24 protein-coding genes are annotated in these 24793 nt (G+C 67.4%); 9 read left to right on the forward strand and 15 right to left on the reverse strand.

Annotated features, from left to right (window positions below; all coding sequences use genetic code 11):
- Window positions 1–34: 34 nt before the first annotated feature.
- Window positions 35–733, forward strand: a complete 699-nt coding sequence (locus tag QX094_RS29960; protein ID WP_315749664.1) for a winged helix-turn-helix domain-containing protein — start codon at window positions 35–37, stop codon at window positions 731–733.
- A 111-nt stretch (window positions 734–844) separates the two neighbouring features.
- Window positions 845–1849 (forward strand): alpha/beta hydrolase, encoded by a 1005-nt coding sequence (locus tag QX094_RS29965; RefSeq protein ID WP_316173974.1) that lies wholly within the window; start codon window positions 845–847, stop codon window positions 1847–1849.
- A 98-nt stretch (window positions 1850–1947) separates the two neighbouring features.
- Here QX094_RS29965 and QX094_RS29970 read toward each other — a convergent pair whose 3' ends face one another.
- The 5 genes from QX094_RS29970 to QX094_RS29990 form a co-directional block, all read right to left on the reverse strand.
- Complete coding sequence (locus tag QX094_RS29970; RefSeq protein ID WP_316173976.1) at window positions 1948–2307, reverse strand: twin-arginine translocation signal domain-containing protein; 360 nt, start codon at window positions 2305–2307, stop codon at window positions 1948–1950.
- Between the two features lie 140 nt (window positions 2308–2447).
- Entirely contained in the window at window positions 2448–2762 is a 315-nt protein-coding gene (locus QX094_RS29975) for a hypothetical protein (protein WP_315714528.1), read from the reverse strand.
- A 56-nt stretch (window positions 2763–2818) separates the two neighbouring features.
- The gene (locus QX094_RS29980) at window positions 2819–3538 is read right to left on the reverse strand and encodes an alpha/beta hydrolase (protein WP_315714529.1); all 720 of its coding nucleotides are present in this window, start codon (window positions 3536–3538) and stop codon (window positions 2819–2821) included.
- Window positions 3539–3714: 176 nt separating this feature from the next.
- Entirely contained in the window at window positions 3715–4182 is a 468-nt protein-coding gene (locus QX094_RS29985; protein WP_315714530.1) for a hypothetical protein, read from the reverse strand.
- A 230-nt stretch (window positions 4183–4412) separates the two neighbouring features.
- Window positions 4413–5945, reverse strand: coding sequence for an acyl-CoA carboxylase subunit beta (locus QX094_RS29990; protein ID WP_009027335.1), 1533 nt, complete (start codon window positions 5943–5945; stop codon window positions 4413–4415).
- Between the two features lie 125 nt (window positions 5946–6070).
- Here QX094_RS29990 and QX094_RS29995 point away from each other — a divergent pair, with 125 nt between their 5' ends.
- Window positions 6071–6574, forward strand: a complete 504-nt coding sequence (locus tag QX094_RS29995; RefSeq protein ID WP_315714531.1) for a DUF4260 domain-containing protein — start codon at window positions 6071–6073, stop codon at window positions 6572–6574.
- On the opposite strand, the gene QX094_RS30000 is transcribed toward QX094_RS29995, so the two are convergent.
- Complete coding sequence (locus tag QX094_RS30000; RefSeq protein ID WP_315714532.1) at window positions 6513–9653, reverse strand: efflux RND transporter permease subunit; 3141 nt, start codon at window positions 9651–9653, stop codon at window positions 6513–6515. The two genes, QX094_RS29995 and QX094_RS30000, sit on opposite strands and share 62 nt — an antisense overlap.
- A gap of 24 nt (window positions 9654–9677) precedes the next feature.
- The gene (locus tag QX094_RS30005; RefSeq protein WP_316185893.1) at window positions 9678–10859 is read right to left on the reverse strand and encodes an efflux RND transporter periplasmic adaptor subunit; all 1182 of its coding nucleotides are present in this window, start codon (window positions 10857–10859) and stop codon (window positions 9678–9680) included.
- A 732-nt stretch (window positions 10860–11591) separates the two neighbouring features.
- On the opposite strand from QX094_RS30005, the gene QX094_RS30010 reads away from it, so the two are divergent.
- Both QX094_RS30010 and QX094_RS30015 read left to right on the forward strand, forming a co-directional pair.
- Window positions 11592–12569: a dienelactone hydrolase family protein gene (locus QX094_RS30010; protein ID WP_316185892.1), complete on the forward strand. Its 978-nt coding sequence runs from the start codon at window positions 11592–11594 to the stop codon at window positions 12567–12569.
- Between the two features lie 100 nt (window positions 12570–12669).
- Window positions 12670–13155, forward strand: coding sequence for a hypothetical protein (locus tag QX094_RS30015; RefSeq protein ID WP_315714534.1), 486 nt, complete (start codon window positions 12670–12672; stop codon window positions 13153–13155).
- Between the two features lie 197 nt (window positions 13156–13352).
- On the opposite strand, the gene blaOXA is transcribed toward QX094_RS30015, so the two are convergent.
- From blaOXA to QX094_RS30035, 4 genes are all read right to left on the reverse strand, one after another.
- Window positions 13353–14171 (reverse strand): OXA-1091 family oxacillin-hydrolyzing class D beta-lactamase, encoded by an 819-nt coding sequence (gene blaOXA / locus QX094_RS30020; protein ID WP_316173981.1) that lies wholly within the window; start codon window positions 14169–14171, stop codon window positions 13353–13355.
- An 85-nt stretch (window positions 14172–14256) separates the two neighbouring features.
- Entirely contained in the window at window positions 14257–14538 is a 282-nt protein-coding gene (locus QX094_RS30025; protein WP_315714536.1) for an EscU/YscU/HrcU family type III secretion system export apparatus switch protein, read from the reverse strand.
- A complete protein-coding gene (locus QX094_RS30030) occupies window positions 14535–16184 on the reverse strand; it encodes a flagellar hook-length control protein FliK (protein WP_316185891.1) in 1650 nt (549 codons plus the stop codon). Before QX094_RS30030 ends, QX094_RS30025 begins: the two co-directional genes overlap by 4 nt.
- Window positions 16185–16245: 61 nt before the next feature.
- Complete coding sequence (locus QX094_RS30035) at window positions 16246–17028, reverse strand: ATP12 family chaperone protein (protein ID WP_316173984.1); 783 nt, start codon at window positions 17026–17028, stop codon at window positions 16246–16248.
- An 89-nt stretch (window positions 17029–17117) separates the two neighbouring features.
- On the opposite strand from QX094_RS30035, the gene QX094_RS30040 reads away from it, so the two are divergent.
- Window positions 17118–17558 (forward strand): hypothetical protein, encoded by a 441-nt coding sequence (locus QX094_RS30040; protein ID WP_315714539.1) that lies wholly within the window; start codon window positions 17118–17120, stop codon window positions 17556–17558.
- Between the two features lie 61 nt (window positions 17559–17619).
- The gene (locus QX094_RS30045) at window positions 17620–17793 is read left to right on the forward strand and encodes an RNA polymerase sigma factor region1.1 domain-containing protein (protein ID WP_315827344.1); all 174 of its coding nucleotides are present in this window, start codon (window positions 17620–17622) and stop codon (window positions 17791–17793) included.
- Between the two features lie 15 nt (window positions 17794–17808).
- On the opposite strand, the gene QX094_RS30050 is transcribed toward QX094_RS30045, so the two are convergent.
- Entirely contained in the window at window positions 17809–19191 is a 1383-nt protein-coding gene (locus QX094_RS30050; protein WP_315827343.1) for an RluA family pseudouridine synthase, read from the reverse strand.
- A 105-nt stretch (window positions 19192–19296) separates the two neighbouring features.
- On the opposite strand from QX094_RS30050, the gene QX094_RS30055 reads away from it, so the two are divergent.
- Window positions 19297–20244 (forward strand): alpha/beta hydrolase, encoded by a 948-nt coding sequence (locus QX094_RS30055; RefSeq protein WP_316185890.1) that lies wholly within the window; start codon window positions 19297–19299, stop codon window positions 20242–20244.
- A 109-nt stretch (window positions 20245–20353) separates the two neighbouring features.
- Here the strand turns inward: QX094_RS30055 and QX094_RS30060 are convergent, their stop codons facing one another.
- The 3 genes from QX094_RS30060 to QX094_RS30070 are packed head-to-tail and all read right to left on the reverse strand — an operon-like array spanning window position 20354 to window position 23516.
- The gene (locus QX094_RS30060) at window positions 20354–21688 is read right to left on the reverse strand and encodes a replication-associated recombination protein A (protein WP_315714543.1); all 1335 of its coding nucleotides are present in this window, start codon (window positions 21686–21688) and stop codon (window positions 20354–20356) included.
- Window positions 21685–23079: a DegQ family serine endoprotease gene (locus QX094_RS30065; RefSeq protein ID WP_315714544.1), complete on the reverse strand. Its 1395-nt coding sequence runs from the start codon at window positions 23077–23079 to the stop codon at window positions 21685–21687. The genes QX094_RS30060 and QX094_RS30065 overlap by 4 nt, the downstream gene beginning before the upstream one ends.
- A 59-nt stretch (window positions 23080–23138) precedes the next feature.
- Window positions 23139–23516, reverse strand: a complete 378-nt coding sequence (locus QX094_RS30070; RefSeq protein WP_315714545.1) for a helix-turn-helix domain-containing protein — start codon at window positions 23514–23516, stop codon at window positions 23139–23141.
- A gap of 117 nt (window positions 23517–23633) precedes the next feature.
- On the opposite strand from QX094_RS30070, the gene QX094_RS30075 reads away from it, so the two are divergent.
- Window positions 23634–24650 carry a zinc-binding alcohol dehydrogenase family protein gene (locus QX094_RS30075; RefSeq protein ID WP_315714546.1) on the forward strand — a complete coding sequence of 339 codons (1017 nt, stop codon included), beginning with the start codon at window positions 23634–23636 and terminating at the stop codon, window positions 24648–24650.
- The last annotated feature ends 143 nt before the right edge of the window (window positions 24651–24793 follow it).

The following is a 24793-nucleotide window of genomic DNA, read 5'->3' on the forward strand; positions in this document are numbered from 1 at the left end:
TGCCGGGCGAGAATGCTTCGGCTAGCATCGAAGTATGAAATCAGGTCCGGACATTGCGATGGTGGCGGCGCTGGTCGGCGATCCCGCCCGCGCCAACATGCTGACTGCGCTGCTCTCGGGCCGTGCGCTGACCGCGACCGAGCTCGCCCAGGAAGCGGGCGTGACGCCGCAGACGGCGAGCTCGCATCTTGCCAAGCTCGAAGGCGGCGGCCTGGTCGAGCCGGAGAAGCAGGGCCGCCACCGCTACTACCGGCTCGCCGATCCCGATGTCGCCGACGTGCTGGAGAAGCTCGCCGGCCTTGCCGCGCGCGCCGGCCACATGCGGGTGCGCACCGGGCCGAAGGAGCCGGAGCTGCGGCGAGCACGCATCTGCTACGACCATCTCGCCGGCGATCTCGGCGTGCAGATGCTCGACAGCATGACGAGGCAGAAGCTGGTCCGCCGGCGCAAGCAGGAGATCGTGCTGACCGAGGACGGCAAACATTTCCTGTCGCAGCATTTGCGGATCTCGCCGGAAATGCTGGCGCATCCGCGCCGGCCCGTGTGCAAGGCCTGCCTCGACTGGAGCGCGCGGCGGCATCATCTCGCCGGCACGCTCGGCGCAGCGTTGATGAAGCGCTTCACCGAGCTGAAATGGGCGGCGCGCGATGCCACCCCAGGCAGTCGCGTGGTCAATTTCAGCCGCGCCGGCGAAAAGCATTTCGCGGCGCTGTTCGGTCCGGCCGAAGACTGACGATCACGCGCTCTTTATCGCAGCGCGGCCCTCGTGCCTTGCGGCCAAGGCGAACGCGGGGCACGGCGTGACGGTTGACGACCATCTCGTGACGTCCGTCGTGGAGTCTTCATGTCCCGTTTCGCTGTCGCCTTCTGTGCCGCCCTGCTCGCCCTCGCCCCGACTGTCGCCCCGGCGGCGGAGGCACCGCGCGAGCCCTATGGCATCAATCTCGAAGGTTTCCCCTATCCGTATCCGGTCAGCCTGCTGCCCCTGGTCAATGACGGCGAGCAGCTGCGCATGGCCTATATGGATGTGGCGCCGGCGCAGCCGAACGGCCGCGTTGCCCTGCTGCTGCACGGCCGCAACTTCCCCTCGAGCTACTGGGCGCCCGTGATCAAGACACTGACCGACGCCGGCTTCCGCGTCGTGGTGCCCGACCAGGTCGGCTTCGGCAAATCATCCAAGCCTGCAGGCGAGCTGCATTTCGACACGCTGGCGCGCAACACCATGACGCTGCTCGATCACCTCGGCATCGCCAAGGCGGATATCGTCGCGCATTCGATGGGCGGCATGCTGGCCGTGCGCATCGCCCGCGCCTATCCCGACCGCGTCGCGCATCTCGTGCTGACCGCGCCGATCGGGCTCGAGGACTATCGCGTCTACGTGCCGCCGATCCCGTCGGAAAAGATCATCGAGAGTGAGGACCGGCTGACGGCGGACGGCTATCGCAAGCAGCTGGAGACCAACTACGCGCTGAAGCTGCCGCCGGAGCAGGTCACGCCGTTCATCGATGCACGCTTCAACCTGAAGCAAAGCGCCGACTATTCGCGCTGGCTGAAGAGCTTCGTCAGCTCCTATCAGATGATCTACCGCGAGCCGGTGGTGCACGAGATCCCGCTGCTGACGCAGCCGACGCTGTTCATCATGGGCGCGGACGATCACAACGCGCCGGGGCGGCCCAACGCGCCCGAGGCCTTGAGAGCGAAGATGGGCCAGAACGCCGAGCTGGCAAAGGGCCTGGCAAGCCGGATGGGCGATGCGCGCGCCGAGGTGGTCGCCAATGCCGGCCACCTCGTCTTCCTCGATGCGCCGGACAAATACGACGCACTGCTGCTGGGCTTCCTCGGCAGGTGAAAGCAAACAATGAGCGACAGGGATCGCGCCACGCCGACCCCTGCCGTGTTGCGGTCACACGTCTGAAACTGCGCTTTCTCGCAATGCGGCTGCGCCGATCACCAATGGTGGCGGCGATGCCAATGGCGGTGCCAGTGCCGATGATGGTGGCGCCAGCCCCAATGACGGCGCCGCCAACCCCAATGCCGCCGGCGCCAGCCCCAATGGTGTCCGTGACCATGGTGTCCGTGATGATGACCGTGATGCCCCCAGCGAACCTGCTCCGGCGCGAGCCGGTCGGCCTCATCCTGCGAACCGACCGCGGGCTCGACGTGCTGATCCCTGGCTGAAGGCGCCGCCTCGTTCAGCGGCAATGGCGCGAGCGGCGCAGCGACTGCATCGGTGGTGCGGAGCACGGCGCCGGCCGCCGCCGCGCAGCCGACCCCCAATGCCAGCTTGAGGAAGTTCCGTCGTTCCATCGCACGCCTCCATGATGCACGAGCCAGGGCATGAAGGGAGTATTCGACCGATCACCTGAACGTGAGCTGAACTGGCGCGTGCCTGCGGCACAACCATGGCTCTGCCACCTTCGCCGATCTTGGTACGCGCCGCCGGCCGATCACTCCTCGACCGCCTGCGCCAGTACGAAGATTTCGCGCGTCCGCGTCACGTCGGGCCAGTCGCGATTGAAGTCGGCGATCAGGCGCTTCATCTCGTCGCCGCCGACGGCGCGCTCCATCGCATCGATGGCATCGAACTGATACATCGCCTGATGCACCGCCGGGTCAGCGAGGCTCCAGACCCGCCACGCCTTGCGCACGCCAAAACTCCTGATCGCGTCGGGCAGATGAACGTCGCGATACCAGCGATCGAACTCATCGCGCCGGGCGGGATCAGGCAGGGTCGCGCGAACGACGAAAATGGCTGACGGCATCGAGTTTCCTCCGGACCATGTTGGTGTTGCCGCGGAGTCTACCTGCAATCGGCCGCTCAGCGAAACCCTGCGGCCAGGCCGACCACCTGCCCGTCGAGCCCGTTGAAGCCGTGATGGCCGCGCGCCTGACAGGGATCCCCCGCCTCCGCGCCGCCCGACAGCCACTTCACCCGCGCGCGGCCGCCCGACCATCTGATGAATGGATCGACGCCCGCCGGCAGCGTGAACTTGCAGCCGTCACTGGTGTGATGAATGACCAGCGTCCGCGGCAAGGCGGAGGGCGAGCCCAGGATCGACATCACGTTCGAGGAGCTGCCGGACTCCGAGCTGAGGAAGCCCGAAGTCAGCACCAGCGCATCCGGCCGGGCACCGCGGGCAATGCCTTCCGCGGCGCGCAACGTGCCTCGGCTGGTCCCGATCACCGTCACCGGCCGCTTGATCGCGGCCATGTAGTCCACCGCGGCCTTCAAATCGGTGCTGGCGTCCGCGACCATGACGGCGAGCCCGCGGGCGGCATAGGCGTTGCGCGTGCGCACCAGCTGGTTGCCGAGCAGGCCGTGAATGTCGCCGCGATCGCCGACATTGATGGCGCCGTCGCCGCCGGGCAGCAGGATCACGCTGGCGCGCACCAAGGCCGGCCTGATCAGGGCGACGCGGGAGCCGCCGATCGTCACGGTCTCATCGGCGCCGGCGGCTTGAGCGGCGGCGGCCGATATCATCAGCGCCATGCAGATGCGCACGATGAAAAAACGCGACCTCGCCGTCGTCTCGATCATTGGAGCCTCCCCCGCGCCGACTCGCGCGATGACGGGAGACTATCAGAATCAACGAGGCCCGGAGTGCCTAGGAGTCCGGGCCTCGTCACCTCGCGACCTCGCGCGAGCGAGGCCGGTCGGTATTTGATGAAATCTAGCGCCGGTTCACACGGGTCGCATTGAGCTGGCTCAAAACGTCAGTAGCAGCGGGTGATCGTGACGGAGTGATCGCCGCCGCGGCGTCCCGGCACCGTCACGGTCTGCATCGGGCAGCTCGACACATAGGGGCGATCCGACGGCACGACGTTCGGCGGAAAGCGGTGGACCCAGTCCCACGGGACGTCGTAGGTATAGGTGTAGCGCACATCGGCCGATGTGTGCTCGGGGATCTGCTGCGGCACGGGCTCGCCATAGCCGCCATAGGCGAACGCGCCGGCAGCCGGCAGATAGGAACGATAGCCGCGGTGGTGGTGACGGACGAAGGGCCGCACGCCAGGCGCCGGCGGGACGACTTGGCTTGCCCCCGCCTGACCGGCGGCCACGGGCGCAGCCACGGCAACGCCAGACCGGGCCGACGCGGCCTCGGAGGAGAACACCAGCGCGGCGGCGGCCGCGCAGACGACCAGAACTCTGGAATTCCGATATGCCGATGTTCTAACAGCCATGATACGCGACCCTACTCTTCTGACCCATCAGCGATCGACAAAGGCTAGGCCAGCGGCCCAGTTCCCGCAAACCCTTCGTTAAAGGTTAGTTAAGCCGTAAGCTTAACGCCAGGGGCGAAAACGGCGCAGATTGCCGCGCCGATCCGGCGGCAGCGCGCGGCGGCCGCCAGACTTCGTCAAATACGACGGCGACCCGCCGTGCGCCGCCCTCCCTGCTCTTCAACCGCCGCTCACAGCGGCAGATTGTCGTGCTTCTTGGCCGGCATCTCCATCTTCTTGTCACGCAGCATGGCGAGCGCACGGGCGATGCGGCGGCGGGTGGAGTGGGGCATGATGACGTCGTCGATGTAGCCACGCTCGGCAGCGATGAACGGCGACAGGAAGCGGTCCTCGTATTCCTTGGTGCGCGCGGCGATCTTCTCCGGATCCGCCATGTCGGCGCGGAAGATGATCTCGACGGCGCCCTTGGCGCCCATCACCGCAATCTGCGCCGTCGGCCAGGCGTAGTTCATGTCGGCGCCGATCTCCTTGGACGCCATGACGTCGAAGGCGCCGCCATAGGCCTTGCGGGTGATCACGGTGACGAGCGGCACCGTGCATTGCGAGTACGCGAACAACAGCTTGGCGCCATGCTTGATCAGGCCGCCATATTCCTGCGCGGTACCCGGCAGGAAGCCCGGCACGTCGACGAAGGTGACGATCGGGATGTTGAAGGCGTCGCAGAAGCGGACGAAGCGCGCGGCCTTGCGCGAGGCGTCGCTGTCGAGCACGCCGGCCAGCACCATCGGCTGGTTGGCGACGAAGCCCACGGTGCGGCCGGCAATGCGGCCGAAGCCGGTCACGATGTTCTTGGCGAAGCCTTCCGCGATCTCGAAGAAGTCGCCCTCGTCGACGACCTTCAGGATCAGCTCCTTCATGTCGTAGGGCTTGTTCGGATTGTCCGGGATCAGCGTGTCGAGCGACATGTCGACGCGCTCGATGTCGTCGAAGCTCGGCCATTCCGGCACGCCGTCGGAGTTGTTCGACGGCAGGAAGTCGATGAGGCGCCGCATTTGCAGCAGGGTCTCGACGTCGTTGTCGAAGGCGCCGTCGGCGATCGAGGAGCGCGTCGCATGCACCGAGGCGCCGCCGAGCTCCTCCGCGGTCACGACCTCGTTGGTGACGGTCTTCACGACATCCGGGCCGGTCACGAACATGTAGCTGGTGTTCTTCACCATGAAGATGAAGTCGGTCATCGCCGGCGAATACACGTCGCCCCCGGCGCACGGGCCCATGATCACCGAGATCTGCGGGATCACGCCGGACGCCAGCACGTTGCGGCGGAACACGTAGGAATAGCCCGCGAGCGCCGCGACGCCCTCCTGGATGCGGGCGCCGCCGGCGTCATAGAGGCCGATGATCGGCGCCCTCGCCTTCATCGCCATGTCCTGCAGCTTGGTGATCTTCAGCGCGTGGGTCTCGGACAAAGAGCCGCCGAACACCGTGAAGTCCTTGGCGAACACAAAAGTCTTGCGGCCGTTGACGGTGCCCCAGCCGGTGACGACGCCATCGCCCGGGACCTTGGTCTTCTCCATCCCGAACTCGGTCGAACGGTGCTCGACGAACATGTCGAACTCCTCGAACGAGCCCTTGTCGAGCAGCAGCTCGATGCGCTCCCGCGCCGTCAGCTTGCCGCGTGCGTGCTGCGCCTCGATGCGCTTCTCGCCGCCGCCGAGCTTGGCGCCTTTGCGCCGCTCCTCGAGGGTGTCCAGGATGTCCTTCATGCGCTTCCCGCCCGTTCCCGATGTCGTGACTGTTGGCGGCCTTCTATCACGGCTATTTCGGAGCCGGAAAGCCGCTTTCGGCCGTGCCGCCCCTCCTCCCACAGTTCGGAATTGGAAGCAGAATCATGGATATGGCCGCTCAACCGGATCTGGTCACTGAGCCTTCCGGCACATCCCATGGCGCCGTCCATGGCGGCCCGCGCCTGCTGCTGCGGCTCGAAGGGCTGGCGCTGGCCGCCGGCGCAGCCGCCTTCTATGCCCACCAGGGCGGGTCGTGGTGGCTGTTCGCGGCGCTGTTTCTGGCCCCGGACACCAGCTTCGCGGCCTATCTCGGCGGACCGCGCGTCGGCGCGGTCGTCTACAATGCCGTCCACAGCACGCTGGCGCCCGCCGCCCTGCTCGCCCTCGGACTCCTGGCCGGACAACCGCTGGTCACGGCGATCGCGACCGTCTGGCTTGCCCATGTCGGCGTCGACCGCCTCGCCGGCTACGGTTTGAAATACGCCGACGGCTTCGGCTTCACCCATCTCGGCCGGATCGGACGGCGCGTCCCCTGCACGCCCCGGATCAGGGCGCGGCCGACGGCAGCTCCCGGTTCGGCGTCGCCGCGGCCGGCTTGTCGCGGGTGAAGAACCGGATCACCACGACGAAGAACACCGGTACCCAGAGCACCGCGAGGAAGGTCGCCGTGATCATGCCGCCGAGCACGCCCGTGCCCAGCGCCTGCTGGCTCGCGCCACTCGCCCCCGTGGCGATCACCAGCGGCACGACACCGAGGATGAAGGCCAGCGACGTCATGATGATCGGCCGGAAACGCAGCTCGCAGGCGGTGACGGTGGCCTCGATCAGCGGCATCCCGCGCGCCCGCAGGTCCTTGGCGAACTCGATGATCAGGATCGCGTTCTTCGCCGACAGGCCGATGATGGTGATGACGCCGACGGTGAAATAGACGTCGTTCGGCAGGCCGCGCAGCCAGGCCGCGGCGACCGAGCCGATCAGGCCGAGCGGCACGGCGAGCATGACCGCGAACGGGATCGCCCAGCTCTCGTACAGCGCGGCGAGGCAGAGGAAGACGAACAGGATCGACAGCCCGAGCAGGAACGCGGCCTGCGATCCCGCAAGCTTCTCCTGCAGCGACTGGCCGGTCCAGGCGTAGCCGAAGCCCTTCGGCAAGGTGCCCATCAGCCGCTCCATCTCGGCGATCGCGTCGCCGGAGGTGTAGCCCGGCTTGGGATTGCCGGTGATGCGGACCGACGGGTAGCCGTCGAAGCCGACGACCTGGGTCGGCCCGACCACCCATGACAGGCGGGCGAAGGAGGAGAACGGCACCATCTCGCCGGCCGTGTTGCGCACGCTGTAGGTCAGCAGGTCCTCCGGCTTGAGGCGCTTGTCCTCATTGGCTTGCACGATCACGCGCTGCATGCGGCCGAGATTGAGGAAGTCGTTGATGTAGCTCGAGCCGAGGCTCGTCGACAGCGCGCCGTTGATGGCCGCGAAGGTGACGCCGAGCGCGGCCGCCTTGGCACGGTCGATCTCGAGACGGACCGAGGGCGCCGGCGGCAGCCCCTCGACGCTCAGCTTGCCGAGCACGGGCGAGTTCGCCGCGGCCGCAAACAGCGTATCCTTGGCCGCCATCAGCGCATCGTAGCCGCGCTGCGAGCGATCCTGCAGGCGGAAACTGAAGCCGGAGGTGTTGCCGAGATTGTCGATCGGCGGCGGCGCCAGCACCGACACCTCGGCATCACGGATTTTCGCGAACTCCGGATTGAGCTTGGCGATCAGGGCGTCCGCGCTCTGGGCCTTGTTGCGCTCCGACCAGTCCTTCAGCGTCACGAAGGCCTGCGCGGTGTTGGCGCCCTGGCCGTAGAAGCTGAAGCCGGCGACGAACGACACCGTGTCGATGCCGGGCGTCGCGACCAGCTTCTCGTTGACCTCCTGCAAGATGTCGAGGGTCCGGTTGGCGCTGGCATCGGCGGGCGCCAGCACGTCGACCATGACGAAGCCCTGGTCGTCCACCGGCAGGAAGCCGCCGGGCATGCGCCAGAACGAATAGCCGAGCCCCGCCAGGATCAGTGCATAAACGATCATGAAGCGTCCGGCGCGCGCCACGATCCAGCGCGTCGCCTGGCTGTAGCGGTTGGTCGCCGCGGCAAAGCGGCGGTTGAACCAGCCGAAGAAGCCGCGTGCGGCGTGGCCGTGCCCCTTCTCGATCGGCTTCAGCAGGGTCGCGCACAGCGCGGGCGTCAGCGACAGCGCGAGGAACGCCGAAAAGCCGATCGACACCACCATGGCGGCGGAGAACTGCTGATACATGATGCCGACCGAGCCCGGGAAGAAGGCCATCGGCACGAACACGGCCATCAGCACCAGCGTGATGCCGATCACCGCGCCGGTGATCTGATCCATCGCCTTGTCGGTCGCCTCGCGCGGCGGCAGCCCCTCTTCCGCCATGATGCGTTCGACGTTCTCGACCACGACGATGGCGTCGTCCACGAGGATGCCGATCGCGAGCACCATGCCGAACATCGTCAGCACGTTGATGGAGAACCCGAGCGCGAGCAGCACGCCGCAGGTTCCGAGCAGTGCGATCGGCACCACGATGGTCGGGATCAACGTGTAGCGGATGTTCTGCAGGAACAGGAACATCACCAGGAAAACCAGCACGACGGCCTCGCCCAGCGTCATCAGCACCTTCTTGACGGAGGCCGCGATCACCGGGGTCACGTCGTAGGAGACTTCGTACTTCACGCCCGGGGGAAAGAACGCGGCAAGCTCCTCCATCCGCGCCTTGACTGCCTTGGAGGTGGCGAGCGCATTGCCGGCCGGCGCCAGTTGCACCGCGACCGAGGCGGCGGGCTTCCCGTTGAGCCAGGACGAGAACGCATAAGAGAGACCGCCGACCTCGATGCGCGCGACGTCCGCAAGCCGCACGGCCGAGCCATTCAGGTTGGCGCGCAGCACAATGTTGCCGAACTCCTCCGGCGACTCGAGCTGGCCCTTCACCAGCACGGTGTTCTGCACCCGCTGGCGGGTCGGCGACGGCTGCACGCCGAGCTGGCCGGAGGCGACCTGCGCGTTCTGCGCCGCGATCGCCTGATCGACGTCCTGCGGCGTGAGGCCGAGGCCGAGCAGCTTGTCGGGATCGAGCCAGATGCGCATCGCGCGCTCGGTGGCGAACAGCCGCGCACGGCCGACGCCGGGCAGCCGGCGCAGCTCGGGCAGCACGTAGCGCGTCGCGACGTCGCCGAGCCCGATCTCGTCGAGACTGCCGTCGGTCGAGGTCAAGGTGACGAATTGCAGGATGGCGCTGCTCGCCTCGAGAATGACGATGCCCTGCTGCCGCACCGCCTCGGGCAGGCGCGGCTCGATGCGCTTGATGCGGTTCTGGACGTCGACGGAGGCGAGGTCGATGTCGGTGCCCGGCTTGAACGAAGCGAGGATCTCGACCTCGCCGGTGGTGTCGCTGGTCGATTCGTAGTTCAGGATGCCGGCGGCGCCGTTCAGCTCCTCCTCGATCAGGCGCGTGACGCTGTAATACAGGTTCTCGGTCGACGCGCCGGGATAGGCGGTCGAGATCGAGATCGAGGGCGGCGCGATGATCGGATACTGCGCGACGGGCAGGAACGGAATCGACAGCACGCCGGCCAGGCAGATGAAGATCGCCACGACCCAAGCAAAGATCGGACGTGCGATGAAGAAGCGCGACATGACAACCTCCGGGCCGTGACTGCGTCAGTTCGAGGCGGACGGCTTGTCGGAGCCGGAAACCTTCCAGGGCACGGCTGTGACGGCACTGCCGGGCGCCACCTTCTGGACGCCGTCGACGACGACGCGCCAGCCGGGCTTGAGGCCATCCTCGATCAGGACGCCGGAGGCGAGCGTGCGCCCGGAACGTACCGGCTGAAGGGTGGCGCGGCCTTCGTCATTGACGACATAGACGGCGCTGCTGCCCGACGTCGTGCGCTGCACAGCCTGCGCCGGGACCACGATGCCGTTGGTATCGATCGCCTCCTCGATCTGCACCCGGACATACATACCGGGCAGCAGCTCGCCTTCGGGATTCGGAAACTCGCCGCGCAACGTCACCTTGGCGGTGCCCGGATCGACGCTGACGTCGGAGAACAGCAGGCGCCCTGCATGCTTGTAGATTGAGCCGTCGTCCAACACGAGGCGGACGCGCGCCGCGTCGGGCGCAACGCTCTTCAGCCGCCCTTCCGCGAGATCGCGCCGCAGTTCGTTCAGCTCGGCAACCGACTGGGTGAAGTCGGCATAGACCGGATCGAGCTGCTGGATGGTGGCGAGATGAGTCGTCTCGTTGGGATTGACCAGCGCGCCTTCGGTGACCAGCGCACGGCCGATGCGGCCGCTGATCGGCGCGCGCACCGTCGCCCAATCAAGATTGAGCTGCGCCTGCGCGACCGCGGCCTTCTGGGCCGCAACGTCGGCCTCGGCCTGGCGCTCGGAGGCAACCGCGAGCTCGTACTGCGCCTGGGACGTGGCCTGGCCGGTCAACAAGGTCTTGAGGCGGTCTTCCTGGCGATCGGCCTGATAGAGCACGGCCTCCGCCTTGGCGAGCGCAGCGCGAGCCTTGTCGAGCTCGACCTGGAACGGCGCCGGATCGATCCGGTACAGCACGGCGCCTGCCTCGACGAGCGCGCCCTGCTGGAAGCTGCGCTCGACCACGATGCCGCTGACGCGCGGCCGCACCTCGGCGATCCGCATCGACGTGATCCGCCCCGGCAGGTTCTTGGTCAACGTCACCGGCGCCGCTTCGACCGTGATCACGCCGACCTCGGGCGGGCTCGACGCTTGGGAGGCACCGGAGCCGTCACGGTCGCTGCACGCTGCAAGCGTGAGAAACGAGACCGCACAGATCGTCGCGCCGGCCGAACGGATCAATTGCTCTCTCAGCATGAAGTCCATCTTGTTACGTCGCCGGCGCGCATGGATGCTGGACGATTATCGAGGACATCGGATCGCCGAGGATCCGCCGCCCGTCTTCCAGATCGTCGCTCACCAACTCGGCGCGTCGTATGCCACCGTCGCGAGCCGGCGAACGTTCGTGCGCTCCTCATAGGCGAACTGATAGCTGCAATCCAGAATTTTTCCGCAACATGCGGCGACTGCGACAACTGCGCACCATGTATCATCGCAGACGTCTGCAAGGATGCTGGGCGATATGTCGCGCTTTGCTTCCCGGGCGTTGATGCGGAGTCCGAAAGGCACGAAGAATCCGCAACGACACCGAAAGGATAATGGATCACCCACAAGTCGGATCACGCGACGCTGACGGTCGATGATCGCCTCGTCCTGATCACGTTACCGGGCGCAGAGGCCGCGATCGCCAAACGGTCGCACGAGCGCCGCGTGATCAGCATACCGCTCTCCGCCGGGCTGCCCGCCCGAGCAACGCACATGCCCCCTCGATCCGTTGTCCACCATGCATCTCACGGGATGGTTTGACAGCGCCATGATCGCTCGTTCTACTTGGTTGCAAAGCCGCGCCACAAGCGGCGAGCCAGGAGGACGGTCATGGAGCGACACCATGGTAGCGCGCCGTTGGCGCTTGCCGCGCGCGCCTGTTTCTGTCTCAGACGCGTATCGCAGACCACCGCTGGACCAGCGCGGCGTTCGGGAGCAACGGCGATGGTCATGATGCTGCTCGCTGCACTCGGTCCTGGGCTCGGCGGCAGCGCTAGCGCGCAAGGCATCACCAAGGACGTGCCCGCCCGGGTCGAGATGTACCCGATCCCCTCGCTGACCCTGTCCGACCGGCAGTTCCTCTCCGGCGACGACGGCGGCAAGCCGGTTACAGTGGTCGGCGAAATGCGCGTGGCGCAGGGCAGCGGCAGGCTGCCGGTCGTGGTGCTGATGCACGGCTCGGGCGGCGTCGGCGCCAACATCGCGGCGTGGGGCCGCACGTTCAACGCGATGGGCATCTCGACCTTCGTGATCGACGGCTTCACCGGGCGCGGCATCACCGCGACCAGCACCAACCAGGCCCAGCTCGGCCGGCTGAACCTGATCATGGACATCTATCGTGCGCTGGACGTGCTGGCGAAGCATCCGCGCGTCGATCCCGAGCGCATCGTGCTGATGGGCTTTTCACGCGGCGGACAGGCGGCGCTGTATGCGAGCCTCCAGCGCTTCCACAAGCGCTGGAACAATTCCGGGCTGCAATTTGCCGCCTACATCCCGTTCTATCCGGACTGCTCGACGACCTATCTCGGTGAGACCGACGTCGTGGCGCGGCCGATCCGGATCTTTCACGGCGGACCGGACGACTACAATCCGGTGCGGACCTGCAAGGCCTATGTCGAGCGGCTGAAGGCAGCGGGCCGCGACGTCGCGCTGACCGAATATCCGGACTCGCCGCACGGCTTCGATCTCGGCCTGCTCGGCGCCAACATGCTCGCCGTCGCGCCGAAGGCGCAGACCGTGCGCAACTGCCACATCAAGGAGAGCGACGGCGGGATGCTGATCAATGCCGACACGCAGCAGCCCTTCACCTATCAGGACGCCTGCGTCGAGTTCGATCCGCATGTCGGTGGCAACCCCGCCACCGCGGAGGCCGCCCGCCAGGCGGTGACGGATTTCCTGCGCGCACTGTTCAAACTGTCGTGAGCAAAAATAGAACGATTTGGATCAATTCTTGAGGTGACAGGTCGAACGCATCGGGTCTTGCTGCGTTGTCGCTCACTTTTCGACGATGAAACGGAGCCCGATGATGCGCGCCTCTCGCCTTGCGATCCCAACTTTGCTGACCGCCCTCGCCTTGGGCGGCGCGGCCCATGCGGCGCCTGCCGCGCCGTTCCGGGGGCTGGAGGGCTCCTGGACCGGCGGCGGCGTGATCAGCATGTCCGACGGCAACCAGGAGCGGCTGCGCTGCCGCGCGGCCTATGACGTCGGCGGCGCCGGCGAGCAGCTCCGGCTCAACATCCGCTGCGCGAGCGACAGCTACAACATCGACCTCTCCAGCGACGTCGCCTATCGCGGCGGCGAGATCTCGGGGCAATGGAGCGAATCGAGCCACAACGCATCCGGCACGATCGAGGGCCGCGCGGTCGGCAACCGCATCGAAGCCCAGGCGCGCGGGCAGACGTTTTCCGCCGGGCTGTCGCTGACGACGCAGGGACGCCGGCAGACCGTGTCGATCCGCCCGGCGGGCACGGAGATCAGGGGCGTCGACCTGGAGCTGGCGCGGAGATAGGCCACCAACATTTCCGCGTCATTGCGCGCGAAGCGGCGAAGCGAAGCGATCCCGAGTCCCTCGATGACTCTGGATTGCTTCGTCGCTTCGCTCTTCGCAATGACGACAGTGTCCTGGTCTTCGAGGAACTCACGTTCGCTGGTCCCGGATATCGCTGCGCCCATCCGGGCTACGCCACGACATCACGGCAGTTCGATTCACACCGCGCCGATGTCTTTCAGGCAAGCCTGCGTCAGCGTCATCCGAGCCTCGACGTGGCGCGGCTCAGGGCAGTCCATGTTGAGCGCGAACACGGTCGGCTGATCGCCCTTGTCGACCCAGCCGACCATCCAGCCAAGCGCCCCCTGCTCCTTGCCGAGCAGTCCGGACTTGAAGTGAATGACGGCATCGCCGACCTTGGTCACGGGGATGATGTCGCGGGTCAGATCCTGGCTGCGCTTGGAGACCTGAAGCGCGCCACGCCTGAGGCGATCGATGAAATCGACCTGCTCGACGGGATCGATGCGAAGCGCGCCGGTCAGCCAGAACTGGTCGATGCCGCCGCCGATGTCGTGATTGCCGTAGTCGAGCTCCTCGAGATATGTCTGCATCCGCTCAGCGCCGATGCGGCGCGCGATCTCCTGATAGACCGGCACGGCGGAGACCGCGATCGCGCTGCGCAAGGTGTGATCCTTGTTCCAGGCCTCGATAGATCTCGTGACGCCATCCCATTTGAACACGTCCTTGTCGGGATCCTCGACGACGCCCGTCTCCAGCGCGATCAGCGAGTTCGCGATCTTGAAGGTCGAGGCCGGCAGCCTTGCCTCGCCGGAGCGATCGGTGTCGCTGGCGATGACGAGATATTCCTCGACCTTGTAGGCCAGAAAAGTCCCCTTGGTGCCTTCGTCGGTGAAGCGCTTGGCGAGATCGCTGCGGATATCGTTGCGCGGCGGCGCGACATGCGCGAATGAACGTCCGGGCAGCAGGCTGGCGCCGGTCATCAGGGCGAGCACGTGGCGGCGGCTCATCATGGGCATCGCGAATTTCTCCGTCGTCGTCGGCTCCTCCCTATCACAGGGCGGTGACGACCGACGCATGACGGAGATCACAAATGCGGCGCGCTCAGCGCATCGGCCGCGACAGGTTGAGCACGAACACCAGCACCTCGGCGACGGCCTTGTAGAGCTCCTCCGGGATCTCGTCGCCGAGCTCGACATTGGAGAGCGCGCCGGCCAGCACCTCGTTCTCCTCGATCGGGATGTCGTGCGCCTTCGCGACCTCGATGATCTTGGCGCCGATCGTGCCCTTGCCCTTGGCGACGACGCGCGGCGCGCCCTGGCCCTTGTCATAGTGCAAGGCGACGGCGAGCTGGGTCTTGTTGGCGGCCTTCACCTCGATGCTCATAGCGCGCGATCCAGGAAATGGCCGGCCCTGGGCGGCATCGCCGCCGGCGGCGCGCCGTCCTGCACCACGAGATCGCCCGGCGAGAGCTCGGCACGGCTGAGGGCCTGGCTCAGTTCGGAGAGACCGGCCCGCAAGCGCGCGGCGGTGACCGGACGCTCGGCCCACATCCGCACGGAGGTGCGCTCGGCGCTGAAGCTGATCATCGCATGCACCGGGCCGGCCGGCTCGACGTCGAGCGAGAAGCGCGCCCGCCAGACGCGCTTGGCGGCGTCCGGCGATTGCGTGCCGCCGTCGCGCGAGATCTCGAACTGCGCCATGGCCGTGCCCTGCGGGGTAGCGAAGGGAATCTCGAAGTTCCAGCGCGGCGGCGCGGGATCGGTGCGCGCGGTCGAGGCGTCCGGGCGATCCGGCAGCGACGCCACCTGCAGCAGGGTCTGGCGCGACAGCGCCTGGTCGGTCTCGTCGAGCAGGCGGTGCGCGATCGCCGGCAGCGGCGTGTCCGGGCCGAGCGTCGGCGTCGCCACGGCCTGCGGCATCGGTGCAGCCCCGCGGAACGGCGGCGGCGGCGTGTTGGTGCGCACGACCATATCGGCGCGGCCGTTGGCGTTGCGTCCGGGAACGAGGCCGGCGGCGCGCGGAATCTGCTGCTGCGCTTCCTGCAGCACGGCCAGCACCGTGCCGGGCGTGAGCGACTGCGCCTTGGCGCCCGTCAGGGCCTCGATCAGCGCCGAGCCGGTGAAGCCGGCAGACGCGGCGTCGGGCCGCCCCATTCCCGTGGCCCAGGGCTGTGGCGGCAGCTCGATCTCGATGTCGGGCACCAGCGAGGGTGCGCCGCTCTGTTGCTGCGCGGCGGCGGCGCGGCCGGCCTCGGACAGCACCGAGGCGTAGGAGCCACCGGGCGATGGCTGCGTCGACGCCGCCATGCCGGGCTCGGCGGTCTGCAGCACCGTCGCCAGCGTCTGGCGCAGCACGATCAGCGCCGCCTTCAGGTCGGGCGTGCCGGCACCGGCGGCGCCATTGGCGAGCGAGGATTCCAGGAACAGGCCGGATTGCTGTACGGCGTTCTGCACATCCTCCGCGGTCAGCGCCGGCGATAGCTGGGTCTGCTGCGCCAGCACCTGGGCCACGGCGGCGCGCAAGGCCGGTGGAAGGTTCGGCGAGTCGGCGACGGCCTGGAGATCGGCGAACAATTGGCCCTGGCTGCCCTGGCGGGTCGCCGCCTCCTCGCTGGCAATCGACAATGCGAGCCGCTCCAGCCCGGTCAGCGGATCCGGCGGCGGAGGCAACGCCGGCGCCAGCCGGCCGGTGACGTCGACGACGGTGGCGGCCGGCGTCGGGGTGCCGGTGGTGCCAGCGGCAGCGCTGCCGCCTTGCCCGACGATGGCGAGCTGCAGCCCTTGCGCGGTCTGCGACACGGCGACCTGCACCGTCTGGCCGGCCTGCAGCGGCAGCTCGCTCGCGAGCTCCATCGACAGGTTTCCGATCGCGACTTGGACCAGATTCTCGGCGAGCACCTGCTGCACCCTGGCGCTGACCAGTGCGCCGGCCTGCAGCGTGGTTGCTGCCGCCACCGTGGATCCGGCCGGCGAGCTGCCGACGCCGCGGACGGCGCTCACGGAAGGCGGCGGGGTGACACTCTGGACCATGCGCGTACTCGGGTTACGCGCACAGCCTAGCGGTTGCCCCTAAACCCGGCGTTAACCGGCCTCAGAGCGCGGCGTCGACCGCCTGGAGGATGCGGACGGCGGCCTCGTAGTCGATCTGCTTGGCGACGCGGCGGCTCATCGCCTCCTCGTCGGCCCCCCATTGCGCGACGTTCCAGTCCTCGTCGACATGGGCTGCCGCCCAGACCTGGTCGGGGTCGCGCACCCCATGAACCAGCGCCAGCGCCAGCAGCGCCGAGCCGGTCAGTGTGGTGACGACATGCGCCGCCGCCACCGTCCACGGGCCGGTCGGCAGCGCACCGCGCGCCGCCTGAACCGCAGCCTCCGGCTGGGTCACATGCATGATGCCTTCGGACAGGATGAAATGCGCGCCGAGACTATCGCGGGCCCAGTCCAGCACCGGGTCCCAATGCTCGGCCTCGCGCGCGACCAGCCCCTCAGGATGACCGGCCCGGTAGAACAACAGGTCGGATTGGAGATATTTGGCAATGTCCTCGCGCACGTCATCGGTGCGGTCGACCACCGACTGCACGACGCTGTTGGCGAACCGCGTCAGCGGCATCGTGGCGGGATCGATGTTCTCACCCTGGGCCTGCCACTCGGCGGCCACGGCCGCCGCCAGCTCCCCGGCGGGAACGATGACGACGCGCCCCGACGGCGTGCGGATCGGCCGGCCGTCGAGGGTCACGTTGAAGCCGCCCTCGGCGGCGGCGGTCCCGGCCTCCTTGTAGAAGCGCTTGCGCAGCGGCGTCCGCATCGCCTGGCGCGCCGATTCCTGCGGATCGAGCGGCGACCGGCCGACGACGTCGTCAAACAGTTCACGCATCAGAATTCCAGCCCTCTCGCGGGATGATCACACGGGATCCGTTGTTTTCGCGGTAGATAAGCCCTGTCCGCCCGAAATGCGAGCTGCCGATGCGTCCCCTGCTCTCCGCTCTCGTCCTGCTCGGCAGCACCGTCCCGGCCGCAGCCGGCTTCCGCACGCCGGAATCGCTGGTGCGCAACGTCTATGCGCATTACGGCCGGGGCGCGCCGGAGCTCTCCGCCGGGCTGCCGCGGACGGCCGAGGTCGCACGGCAGTTCTTCGATCCGAGCCTCGCCAGGGCCTGGACGGCGCCGCGGCGTGAGCCCTACGATTTCCTGGTGCAGAGCCCGCGCTGGAAGCTCGGCCCGGTCGCGATCTCGATTGTGCGCAGGCAGTTCGACAAGACCTATGTCGCCGCCAGCTTCGACAACCAGGGCCACCGCGTGACGATGAACTTCATCGTGGTCAAGGGGCCGGACGGCTGGGTCATCCTCGATGTCGAAACCCCGCACGATTCGCTCACACTGTTCCTGGAGCAGTTCCGGAACTGAAGGCCGCAGCGGAAACCGATTCTCCTCCCCTTAAGCAGAGGCTGCAAAGAGGAGGACGACCATGAACATGCCGGAGATCGTTCGCCGGCTGATCGCGATGAGCGAGCAGGATGGCGAGATCACCTTCGACGAGTTGAACGCGCTGTGCGGATGGGACATGCCGCCCGAGGATATCGAAAACATCTTCTGCGCGCTGCGGGACGCGGGCATTCAACTCGTCGAACAGAGAGGCTGAGCGCTCCGGAGCCGCTCACTCCTCCGGCGCGTTCTCGATCGGGTCGAAGCGGTCATGCTCGAGGCCGAGCAGGTTCCACGACTGCAGCATGTGCGGCGGCAGCGGCGCGGTGGCGTCGATGAACCCGCCGCGCGGATGCGGGATGACGATGCGGCGCGCCAAGAGATGCAGCCGGTTCTGCAGGCCGCCGGGCAGCGCCCAGTTCTCGATGTTGAAATATTTGGGATCGCCGACGATGGGGTGGCCGATATGGGCCATGTGCGCGCGCAACTGATGGGTGCGCCCCGTCACCGGCTTCAAGGACACCCAGGCGAGCTTGTTGGCCGAGGCCTCGACCACGGCGTAGTAGGTCACGGCGTGGCTGGCGCCCTCGTCGCCATGGGCGGCGACGCGCATGATGGTGTCGTCCTCGCTCTCCTCCTTGGCAAGATACGTGGAGATGCGGCCCTGCTTGGGCTTGGGCACGCCCGCCACCAGCGCCCAGTAGATCTTGCGCGCGGAACGGCTGCGGAAGGCGCCAGTCAGATGCGTGGCGGCGAAACGGGTCTTGGCGATCAGGAGGCAGCCGGAGGTCTCGCGGTCGATGCGGTGCACGAGCCGCGGCTTCTGGCCCTTGGCGTCGCGCATCACCTCCAGCATCTGGTCGATGTGGCGGGTCATGCCGGAGCCGCCCTGCACCGCGAGCCCGGCGGGCTTGTTGAGGACGAGCACGTCGTCGTCCTCGTACAGCGTCATCGCCTTGAGGCTCTCAAGCGTCTTTCGCTCGCCCTCGGAGAGGCCGGCGCGCTCCTTCGGCGCATCGAGCTTGAGCGGCGGAATGCGCACGCTCTGCCCTTCCTCCAGGCGGTCCTTGGAGTCCGCGCGCTTGCCATCGACGCGCAACTCGCCTTTGCGGACGATGCGCTGGATGTGGGAGAACGACAGACCGGGGAAGCGCGCCTCGAGGAAGCGGTCGACGCGCATGTTGTTCTCGTCGGCCGTGACCACCACGGTCTGCACCTTCGTCGGCAGCAGCGGCGTCTCCGGCTCGACCTTCTTCGGCGGCGGCGCCGCAGGCCTGCGCTCGGCATGCTCCGAGCTGAACCGCGCCGGCTTGCCGGCGCCGGCGCGCTTGGCCGGCGGCTGTTTGCGCGGCGCGAAGCTGTCGCGGCGATCCTCTCCCTCGGCGCGCGGCGCACGGCTGCGCTCGGCTTTACCGCGCCCGAAATCGCCGCGCGGTGCCGCCTCGCGGTCACCGGCAAAACGGTCGCGCCGCGGCCGCTCGGCATCGGGACGCTTCGCAGACTCACGCTTGGCCGCGGCGCCTGGGCTGCGGGCCGCCTCGGCCTTCGGCCGCTCGCTGCGGCGATCGGTCGGGCGATCGGATCGGGTCTGGGTTCGCTTGATACGGCGGCTCATGGCAGGTTGCGTATCTCAAAAGCCACTGCCAGTCACGGCGAAATCGCGATAAATCCGCTTGTGAGTCGGCCCCTTGGGCCATCGATACTGATCGGAGCGAATCGAATGACGCTCACGCGACTGGGCCTGGCGATCCTGGCAGCCACGCTGGCGACGACCGCCACGCAGGCGCAGCAGAGCCCGATGCCCGACGACATCGCCTGGAAGCTGATCGAGATCGGCCGGGTCGTCGCCCCGCCGAAGACCGCCGCGATCTACGCGCCGCTGCAGGCCAAGGAACCCTACACCGGCGTCAAGGTGCAGCGCGATGTGAGATACGGCACGGCCGAACGCAATCTGCTCGACGTCTTCACACCGGATGCCGCGGCCCCGCCCCGGCCCGTGCTGATCTTCGTGCATGGCGGCGCCTTCATCGGCGGCAACAAGCGCACCACGCCGGACGGCCCGTTCTACGACAACATCATGCTATGGGCGGTGAAGAGCGGCTTCGTCGGCGTCGACATCACCTACCGCCTCGCGCCGAAATTCCCCTGGCCTGCCGGCGTCGAGGACGTCGCCAGCGCGGTGCAATGGGTGGCCGCCCACGCCGCCGAGAACGGCGGCGATCCCGCGCGCATCTATCTGATGGGCCATTCGGCCGGCGCGGTGCACGTCGCAACCTATGTGGCGCATCCCGAATTCCACAAGGTCGCCGGCGGCGGCCTTGCGGGCGCGATCATGGCCTCGGGCGTCTACGACCTCACCGCGACGCCGCTCGGCGACCAGGAGATGGCCTATTTCGGCACCGATCCCTCGCGCTTCAAGGAGCGCTCGTCGCTATCAGGCCTGCAAGCCTCGAGTCTGTCGCTGATGATCGTCTCCGCCGAGCTCGACCCGCCGCGCTTCGTCGAGCAGTTCGACCTGTTGAAGCAGGCCGCCTGCAAACGGCCATCCGGCTGCGCCCGCGCGGTGATGCTGCCGCAGCACAGCCACATGTCCGAGGTGTATGCGATCAATACCGAGGACGACCGGCTGACGCGGGAGATCGCGGAGTTCGTACAGACGGGCAAATAGTTGATGGTCACTTGGCATAGCGGTCTCCGAGTCAGGCGTCCGCAGGAGAGCTCGGTGTTTCCCGGCAAGCGGGCCGAGGTGAACCGAGCAAGCCGCAAGGTCAGCGATGCTACCCGCCCCTCTCCTTCCTCAGCTTCGCCCAGTAGTCCAGCCGCTTCCGGATCTCGCGCTCGAAGCCGCGCTCGGGGGGATCGTAGAAGTGCTGGCGACCGAGGGCCTCGGGAAAGTAGTCCTGCCCCGAAAACGCGTCGGGCGTGTCGTGGTCGTACTGATAGCCGGTGCCGTAGCCTTCGCTCTGCATCAGCTTGGTCGGGGCATTCAAGATGTGCTTGGGCGGCAGCAGCGAGCCGCCCTCCTTCGCCACGCGCTTGGCGGCGCCGAACGCCTTGTAGGCGGCGTTGGATTTCGGCGCGGTCGCCACATAGATCACGGCCTGCGCGATCGCGAGCTCGCCTTCGGGCGAGCCCAGGAAATCATAAGCGTCCTTGGCGGCGTTGGCGATGACCAGCGCCTGAGGATCGGCGAGGCCGATGTCCTCCACGGCCATGCGCACGATGCGGCGGGCGAGGAACAGCGGATCCTCGCCGGCGTCGAGCATGCGGGCGAAGTAGTACAGCGCCGCATCCGGGTCCGAGCCTCGCACCGATTTGTGCATGGCCGAGATCAGGTTGTAGTGGCCGTCGGCGGACTTGTCGTAGATCGGCGCGCGGCGCTGCAGGATGTCCTGCAGCTGCACCGCGTTGAATATCTCGTCCTTGCGCGCCGAGCGCCAGACCTCCTCGGCGAGCGTCAGCGCGGCGCGGCCGTCGCCGTCGGCCATGCGGATCAGCACGGCGCGCGCCTCGTCATCGAGCGGCAGCTTGCGGCCCTCGACCGCCTCTGCGTTGCTGTAGAGCTTCTCGATCGCGGCGGCGTCGAGCGAGTGGAACACCAGCACGCGCGACCGCGACAGCAGAGCGGCGTTGAGCTCGAAGGACGGGTTCTCCGTGGTCGCGCCGACCAGCACGACGGTGCCGTCCTCCATCACCGGCAGGAAGGAATCCTGCTGGGCGCGGTTGAAGCGATGCACCTCGTCGACGAACAGCAGCGTGCCCTGCCCGGTCTCGCGCCGCGCGCGCGCCGCGTCGAACACCTTCTTCAAATCGGCGACGCCGGAGAACACCGCCGAGATCTGCTCGAAATGCAACTCCGTGGCGTCTGCCAACAGCCGCGCCACCGTGGTCTTGCCGGTGCCGGGCGGGCCCCAGAAGATCAGCGAGCCCAGCGTGCGCGTCTCCAGCATGCGCGTCAGCGCGCCGTCGGGCCCGAGGATGTGATCCTGCCCGACGACGTCGGACAGCTTGTGCGGGCGCAGCCGCTCCGGCAGCGGCCGTGGCGCATCCTGCTCCATCCCCGCCGCAGCGAAGAGGCTCGGGCCTCCCTGCTGGGGACGCTTCGGGCTCATCCGCCGAGCGTGACGTTGATCTGCTGGCCGCCGCGCAGCACGGTGATGCGCCAGATGCGGGCGGCCTCGCGCGAGGCCTTGTCGAGATCGGCGGTCTTGGCGATCTTCTGGTTGTTCACGGCCATGATGACGTCGCCCTTCTGGAAGCCGACATTGGCGGCGGTGGTGCCGTCGCCCGGCTCGAGCACCACCACGCCCTCGGTGTCGGCATCGAGGTGCAGCTCGTCGGCGACCGCCGGCGAGATGTTGGCGACCTTCGCGCCCTGGAATGGCGAGCGGCCGTTGATGACCATCTCGTTGCGCCCGGTGTCCGGTGCGGTCTCCAGCGCGACCGCGACCTTCACCGGCTTGCCGCCGCGTTGCACCTCGATCTGCGCAGTGCCGCCGAGCGGACGGGTCGCAAAACGGTAGTCGAACGCGTTGGGATCATCGACGGTCTGGCCGTCGATCGACACGATCAGGTCCGACGACTTGATGCCCGCCTTCGCCGCCGGGCTGTTCGCGACCACCGAGGCGACTAGCGCGCCGGTCGGCGAGCGCAGGCCGAGGCTCTCGGCGATCTCGGGCGTCACCGCCTGCAGCCGCGCGCCGAGCCAGGGGCGCTTCACCGCCTTGCCGCCGCTCTTGGCCGAGGCCACGACGACGCGCACCATGTTCGCAGGAATGGCAAAGCCGATGCCCTGCGAGCCGCCGGATTTGGAATAGATCGCGGTGTTGATGCCGACCAGACGGCCGTTGATATCGACCAACGCACCGCCCGAATTACCGGGATTGATCGCGGCATCGGTCTGGATGAAGAACTGATAGTCGGTGATGCCGACCTGTGTGCGCGCCAGCGCCGAGACGATGCCGTGCGTCACGGTCTGGCCGACGCCGAACGGATTGCCGATCGCCAGCACGATGTCGCCGACCAGCAGATCGTCGGAATTGGCGAGGTCGAGCGTCGGAAACTGCTCCTTGGTGCCCTTCAGCTTGAGCACGGCGAGATCGGTACGGCTGTCCTTCAGCACGATCTCGGCCTCGAACTCGCGCTTGTCGGCGAGCGAAACCTTCACCTCGTCGGCGCCCTCGATCACATGCACGTTGGTGACGACGAGACCCGACGCATCGATCATCACGCCCGAGCCGAGCGAGCGCTGCATCTGCTCCTGCGGCCCGCCCTGCAGACCGAAGAAGCGGCGGAAGATCGGATCGTCGAGAAAGGGATTGCGGTTCTGCACCACCTTGGCGGCGTAGACGTTGACGACCGCCGGCTGCACGCGCTGCACGATCGGCGCATACGACAGCCGCAGCTCGGCCTGGGACTGCGGCACGCGCCGGTCCTGCGCCGCGAGCGGAGACGCGGCCAGCAGGGACAGCAGCAGGACCAGTGTGGAGCGAATCAACGACATGCGAACAATCCTGGAAAATGACGGTTTCGATATAGGCGGAACGGCCGGTGCGGCCAAGCTCAGGCGGCCTGATGCGGCGATTTGATGGTCTCTGCAACGGGCGCGCAGGACAGCCGTTCCTGGTGCCGCTCGCCCCAGCTTCTGAGAACCTCGATCACCGGCCGCAGGCTCTCGCCGACCTCGGACAGGCTGTATTCGACGCGCGGCGGCACCTCGGCATAGACCTTGCGGACGACCAGCCCGTCCTCCTCCAGCGCACGCAGCTGCTTGGTCAACATGCGCTGGGTGATGCCGGGCATCAGCCGGCGCAGCTCGCCGAAGCGCTGGCTGCCACCCTGCAGGTGGTAGAGGATCACGCCCTTCCACTTGCCGTCGATCAGATCGAGCGTGGCTTCGACCGCGCAGCCGGGACGGCGGGTGAAATTCTTCCGTTTCATCGCGTGCTGGCCCAACAGTATCCAAACGGGGACTAGTTCCCCATTTTTACAGTACTTGCTGAACTGGCGCCAGCAGGACAAACAGATCCTATCGCCAAGCCAACCAGGAGGCTGTTCATGAAGGCCGTCGGATACCAGCAGTCGCTGCCCATCACCGAGGACCGCGCGCTGTTCGATTTCGAGACCGCCAAACCCGAGCCGAAGGGACGCGACATCCGCGTCGCCGTGAAAGCGGTCTCGGTCAATCCAGTCGACACCAAGGTGCGCAAGCGCGCCGCACCGCCCGCCGGCGAAACCAAGATCCTGGGCTATGACGCCGCTGGCGTGGTCGAGGCTATCGGCCCGGACGTGAGCCTGTTCAAGCCCGGTGACGAGGTGTTCTACGCCGGCTCGATCCTGCGCCAGGGCACCAATGCCGAATTCCATCTGGTCGACGAGCGCATCGTCGGCCGCAAACCGAAGAGCCTGTCGTTCGCCGAAGCCGCCGCCCTGCCCCTGACCTCGATCACGGCCTGGGAGCTCTTGTTCGACAGGCTCGGCGCAATCCCCGGCAGGAGCCTCGACGACCGCACTTTGCTGATCACCGGCGCGGCCGGCGGCGTCGGCTCGATCCTGATTCAGCTCGCGCGCCGGCTCACCGGGCTGACCGTGCTCGCCACCGCGACGCGACCGGAGTCGCGCGACTGGTGCCTGAAGCTCGGCGCCCATGCCGTGATCGATCATGGCAAGCCGATGAAAGAGCAGATCGACGCGCTGAAGCTGCCGCCGGTCAGCCTCATCGCCAGCCTCACCCACACCGAGCAGCACTACAAGGCGATCGCCGACTTCATGACGCCGCAGGGCAAGTTCGGCCTGATCGACGATCCCGCCGAGTTCTCGCTCGCCGCCTTCAAGGGCAAGGCGATCTCGATCCACTGGGAGTCGATGTTCACGCGCTCATCTTTCACGACACCCGACATGATCGCGCAGCACCATCTGCTCAACGACGTGTCCGACCTGATCGACAAGGGCGTGATCCGCACCACCCTCGGCGACAATTACGGCACCATCAACGCGGCCAACCTCAAGCGCGCGCACGCGTTGATAGAGAGCAACACCTCCCGCGGCAAGATCGTGCTGGAGGGATGGAGCTAACTAACAGGCAACAATGGGCAAAGGCGCACCCGCAGTCTCCCCGCGCGCGAGATCGCGGTGGCGCCGTGCCCCACCATCCCGCCGATCGAAGGCATAAGATGGCCGGCAGCCGACGCGCGGTCCGATCAGCGGCCATGAGCGAT

Source organism: Bradyrhizobium sp. SZCCHNS1050, assembly GCF_032484785.1.
GTDB lineage: Bacteria > Pseudomonadota > Alphaproteobacteria > Rhizobiales > Xanthobacteraceae > Bradyrhizobium.

Bases quoted from the DNA above. Each gene is read 5' to 3' on its own strand.
- QX094_RS30065 (WP_315714544.1), bottom strand. From the start codon at position 23,079: ATGTCGTTGATTCGCTCCACACTGGTCCTGCTGCTGTCCCTGCTGGCC.
- QX094_RS30005 (WP_316185893.1), bottom strand. From the start codon at position 10,859: ATGCTGAGAGAGCAATTGATCCGTTCGGCCGGCGCGACGATCTGTGCG.
- QX094_RS29985 (WP_315714530.1), bottom strand. From the start codon at position 4,182: ATGGCTGTTAGAACATCGGCATATCGGAATTCCAGAGTTCTGGTCGTC.
- QX094_RS29980 (WP_315714529.1), bottom strand. From the start codon at position 3,538: ATGATCGAGACGACGGCGAGGTCGCGTTTTTTCATCGTGCGCATCTGC.
- QX094_RS30050 (WP_315827343.1), bottom strand. From the start codon at position 19,191: ATGAGCCGCCGTATCAAGCGAACCCAGACCCGATCCGATCGCCCGACC.
- QX094_RS29975 (WP_315714528.1), bottom strand. From the start codon at position 2,762: ATGCCGTCAGCCATTTTCGTCGTTCGCGCGACCCTGCCTGATCCCGCC.
- QX094_RS30000 (WP_315714532.1), bottom strand. From the start codon at position 9,653: ATGTCGCGCTTCTTCATCGCACGTCCGATCTTTGCTTGGGTCGTGGCG.
- blaOXA (WP_316173981.1), bottom strand. From the start codon at position 14,171: ATGCCCATGATGAGCCGCCGCCACGTGCTCGCCCTGATGACCGGCGCC.
- QX094_RS30060 (WP_315714543.1), bottom strand. From the start codon at position 21,688: ATGAGCCCGAAGCGTCCCCAGCAGGGAGGCCCGAGCCTCTTCGCTGCG.
- QX094_RS29990 (WP_009027335.1), bottom strand. From the start codon at position 5,945: ATGAAGGACATCCTGGACACCCTCGAGGAGCGGCGCAAAGGCGCCAAG.
- QX094_RS30030 (WP_316185891.1), bottom strand. From the start codon at position 16,184: ATGGTCCAGAGTGTCACCCCGCCGCCTTCCGTGAGCGCCGTCCGCGGC.
- QX094_RS30070 (WP_315714545.1), bottom strand. From the start codon at position 23,516: ATGAAACGGAAGAATTTCACCCGCCGTCCCGGCTGCGCGGTCGAAGCC.
- QX094_RS30025 (WP_315714536.1), bottom strand. From the start codon at position 14,538: ATGAGCATCGAGGTGAAGGCCGCCAACAAGACCCAGCTCGCCGTCGCC.
- QX094_RS30055 (WP_316185890.1), top strand. From the start codon at position 19,297: ATGACGCTCACGCGACTGGGCCTGGCGATCCTGGCAGCCACGCTGGCG.
- QX094_RS30040 (WP_315714539.1), top strand. From the start codon at position 17,118: ATGCGTCCCCTGCTCTCCGCTCTCGTCCTGCTCGGCAGCACCGTCCCG.
- QX094_RS29970 (WP_316173976.1), bottom strand. From the start codon at position 2,307: ATGGAACGACGGAACTTCCTCAAGCTGGCATTGGGGGTCGGCTGCGCG.
- QX094_RS30010 (WP_316185892.1), top strand. From the start codon at position 11,592: ATGGTCATGATGCTGCTCGCTGCACTCGGTCCTGGGCTCGGCGGCAGC.
- QX094_RS29995 (WP_315714531.1), top strand. From the start codon at position 6,071: ATGGATATGGCCGCTCAACCGGATCTGGTCACTGAGCCTTCCGGCACA.
- QX094_RS30035 (WP_316173984.1), bottom strand. From the start codon at position 17,028: ATGCGTGAACTGTTTGACGACGTCGTCGGCCGGTCGCCGCTCGATCCG.
- QX094_RS30045 (WP_315827344.1), top strand. From the start codon at position 17,620: ATGAACATGCCGGAGATCGTTCGCCGGCTGATCGCGATGAGCGAGCAG.
- QX094_RS30075 (WP_315714546.1), top strand. From the start codon at position 23,634: ATGAAGGCCGTCGGATACCAGCAGTCGCTGCCCATCACCGAGGACCGC.
- QX094_RS29960 (WP_315749664.1), top strand. From the start codon at position 35: ATGAAATCAGGTCCGGACATTGCGATGGTGGCGGCGCTGGTCGGCGAT.
- QX094_RS29965 (WP_316173974.1), top strand. From the start codon at position 845: ATGTCCCGTTTCGCTGTCGCCTTCTGTGCCGCCCTGCTCGCCCTCGCC.
- QX094_RS30015 (WP_315714534.1), top strand. From the start codon at position 12,670: ATGATGCGCGCCTCTCGCCTTGCGATCCCAACTTTGCTGACCGCCCTC.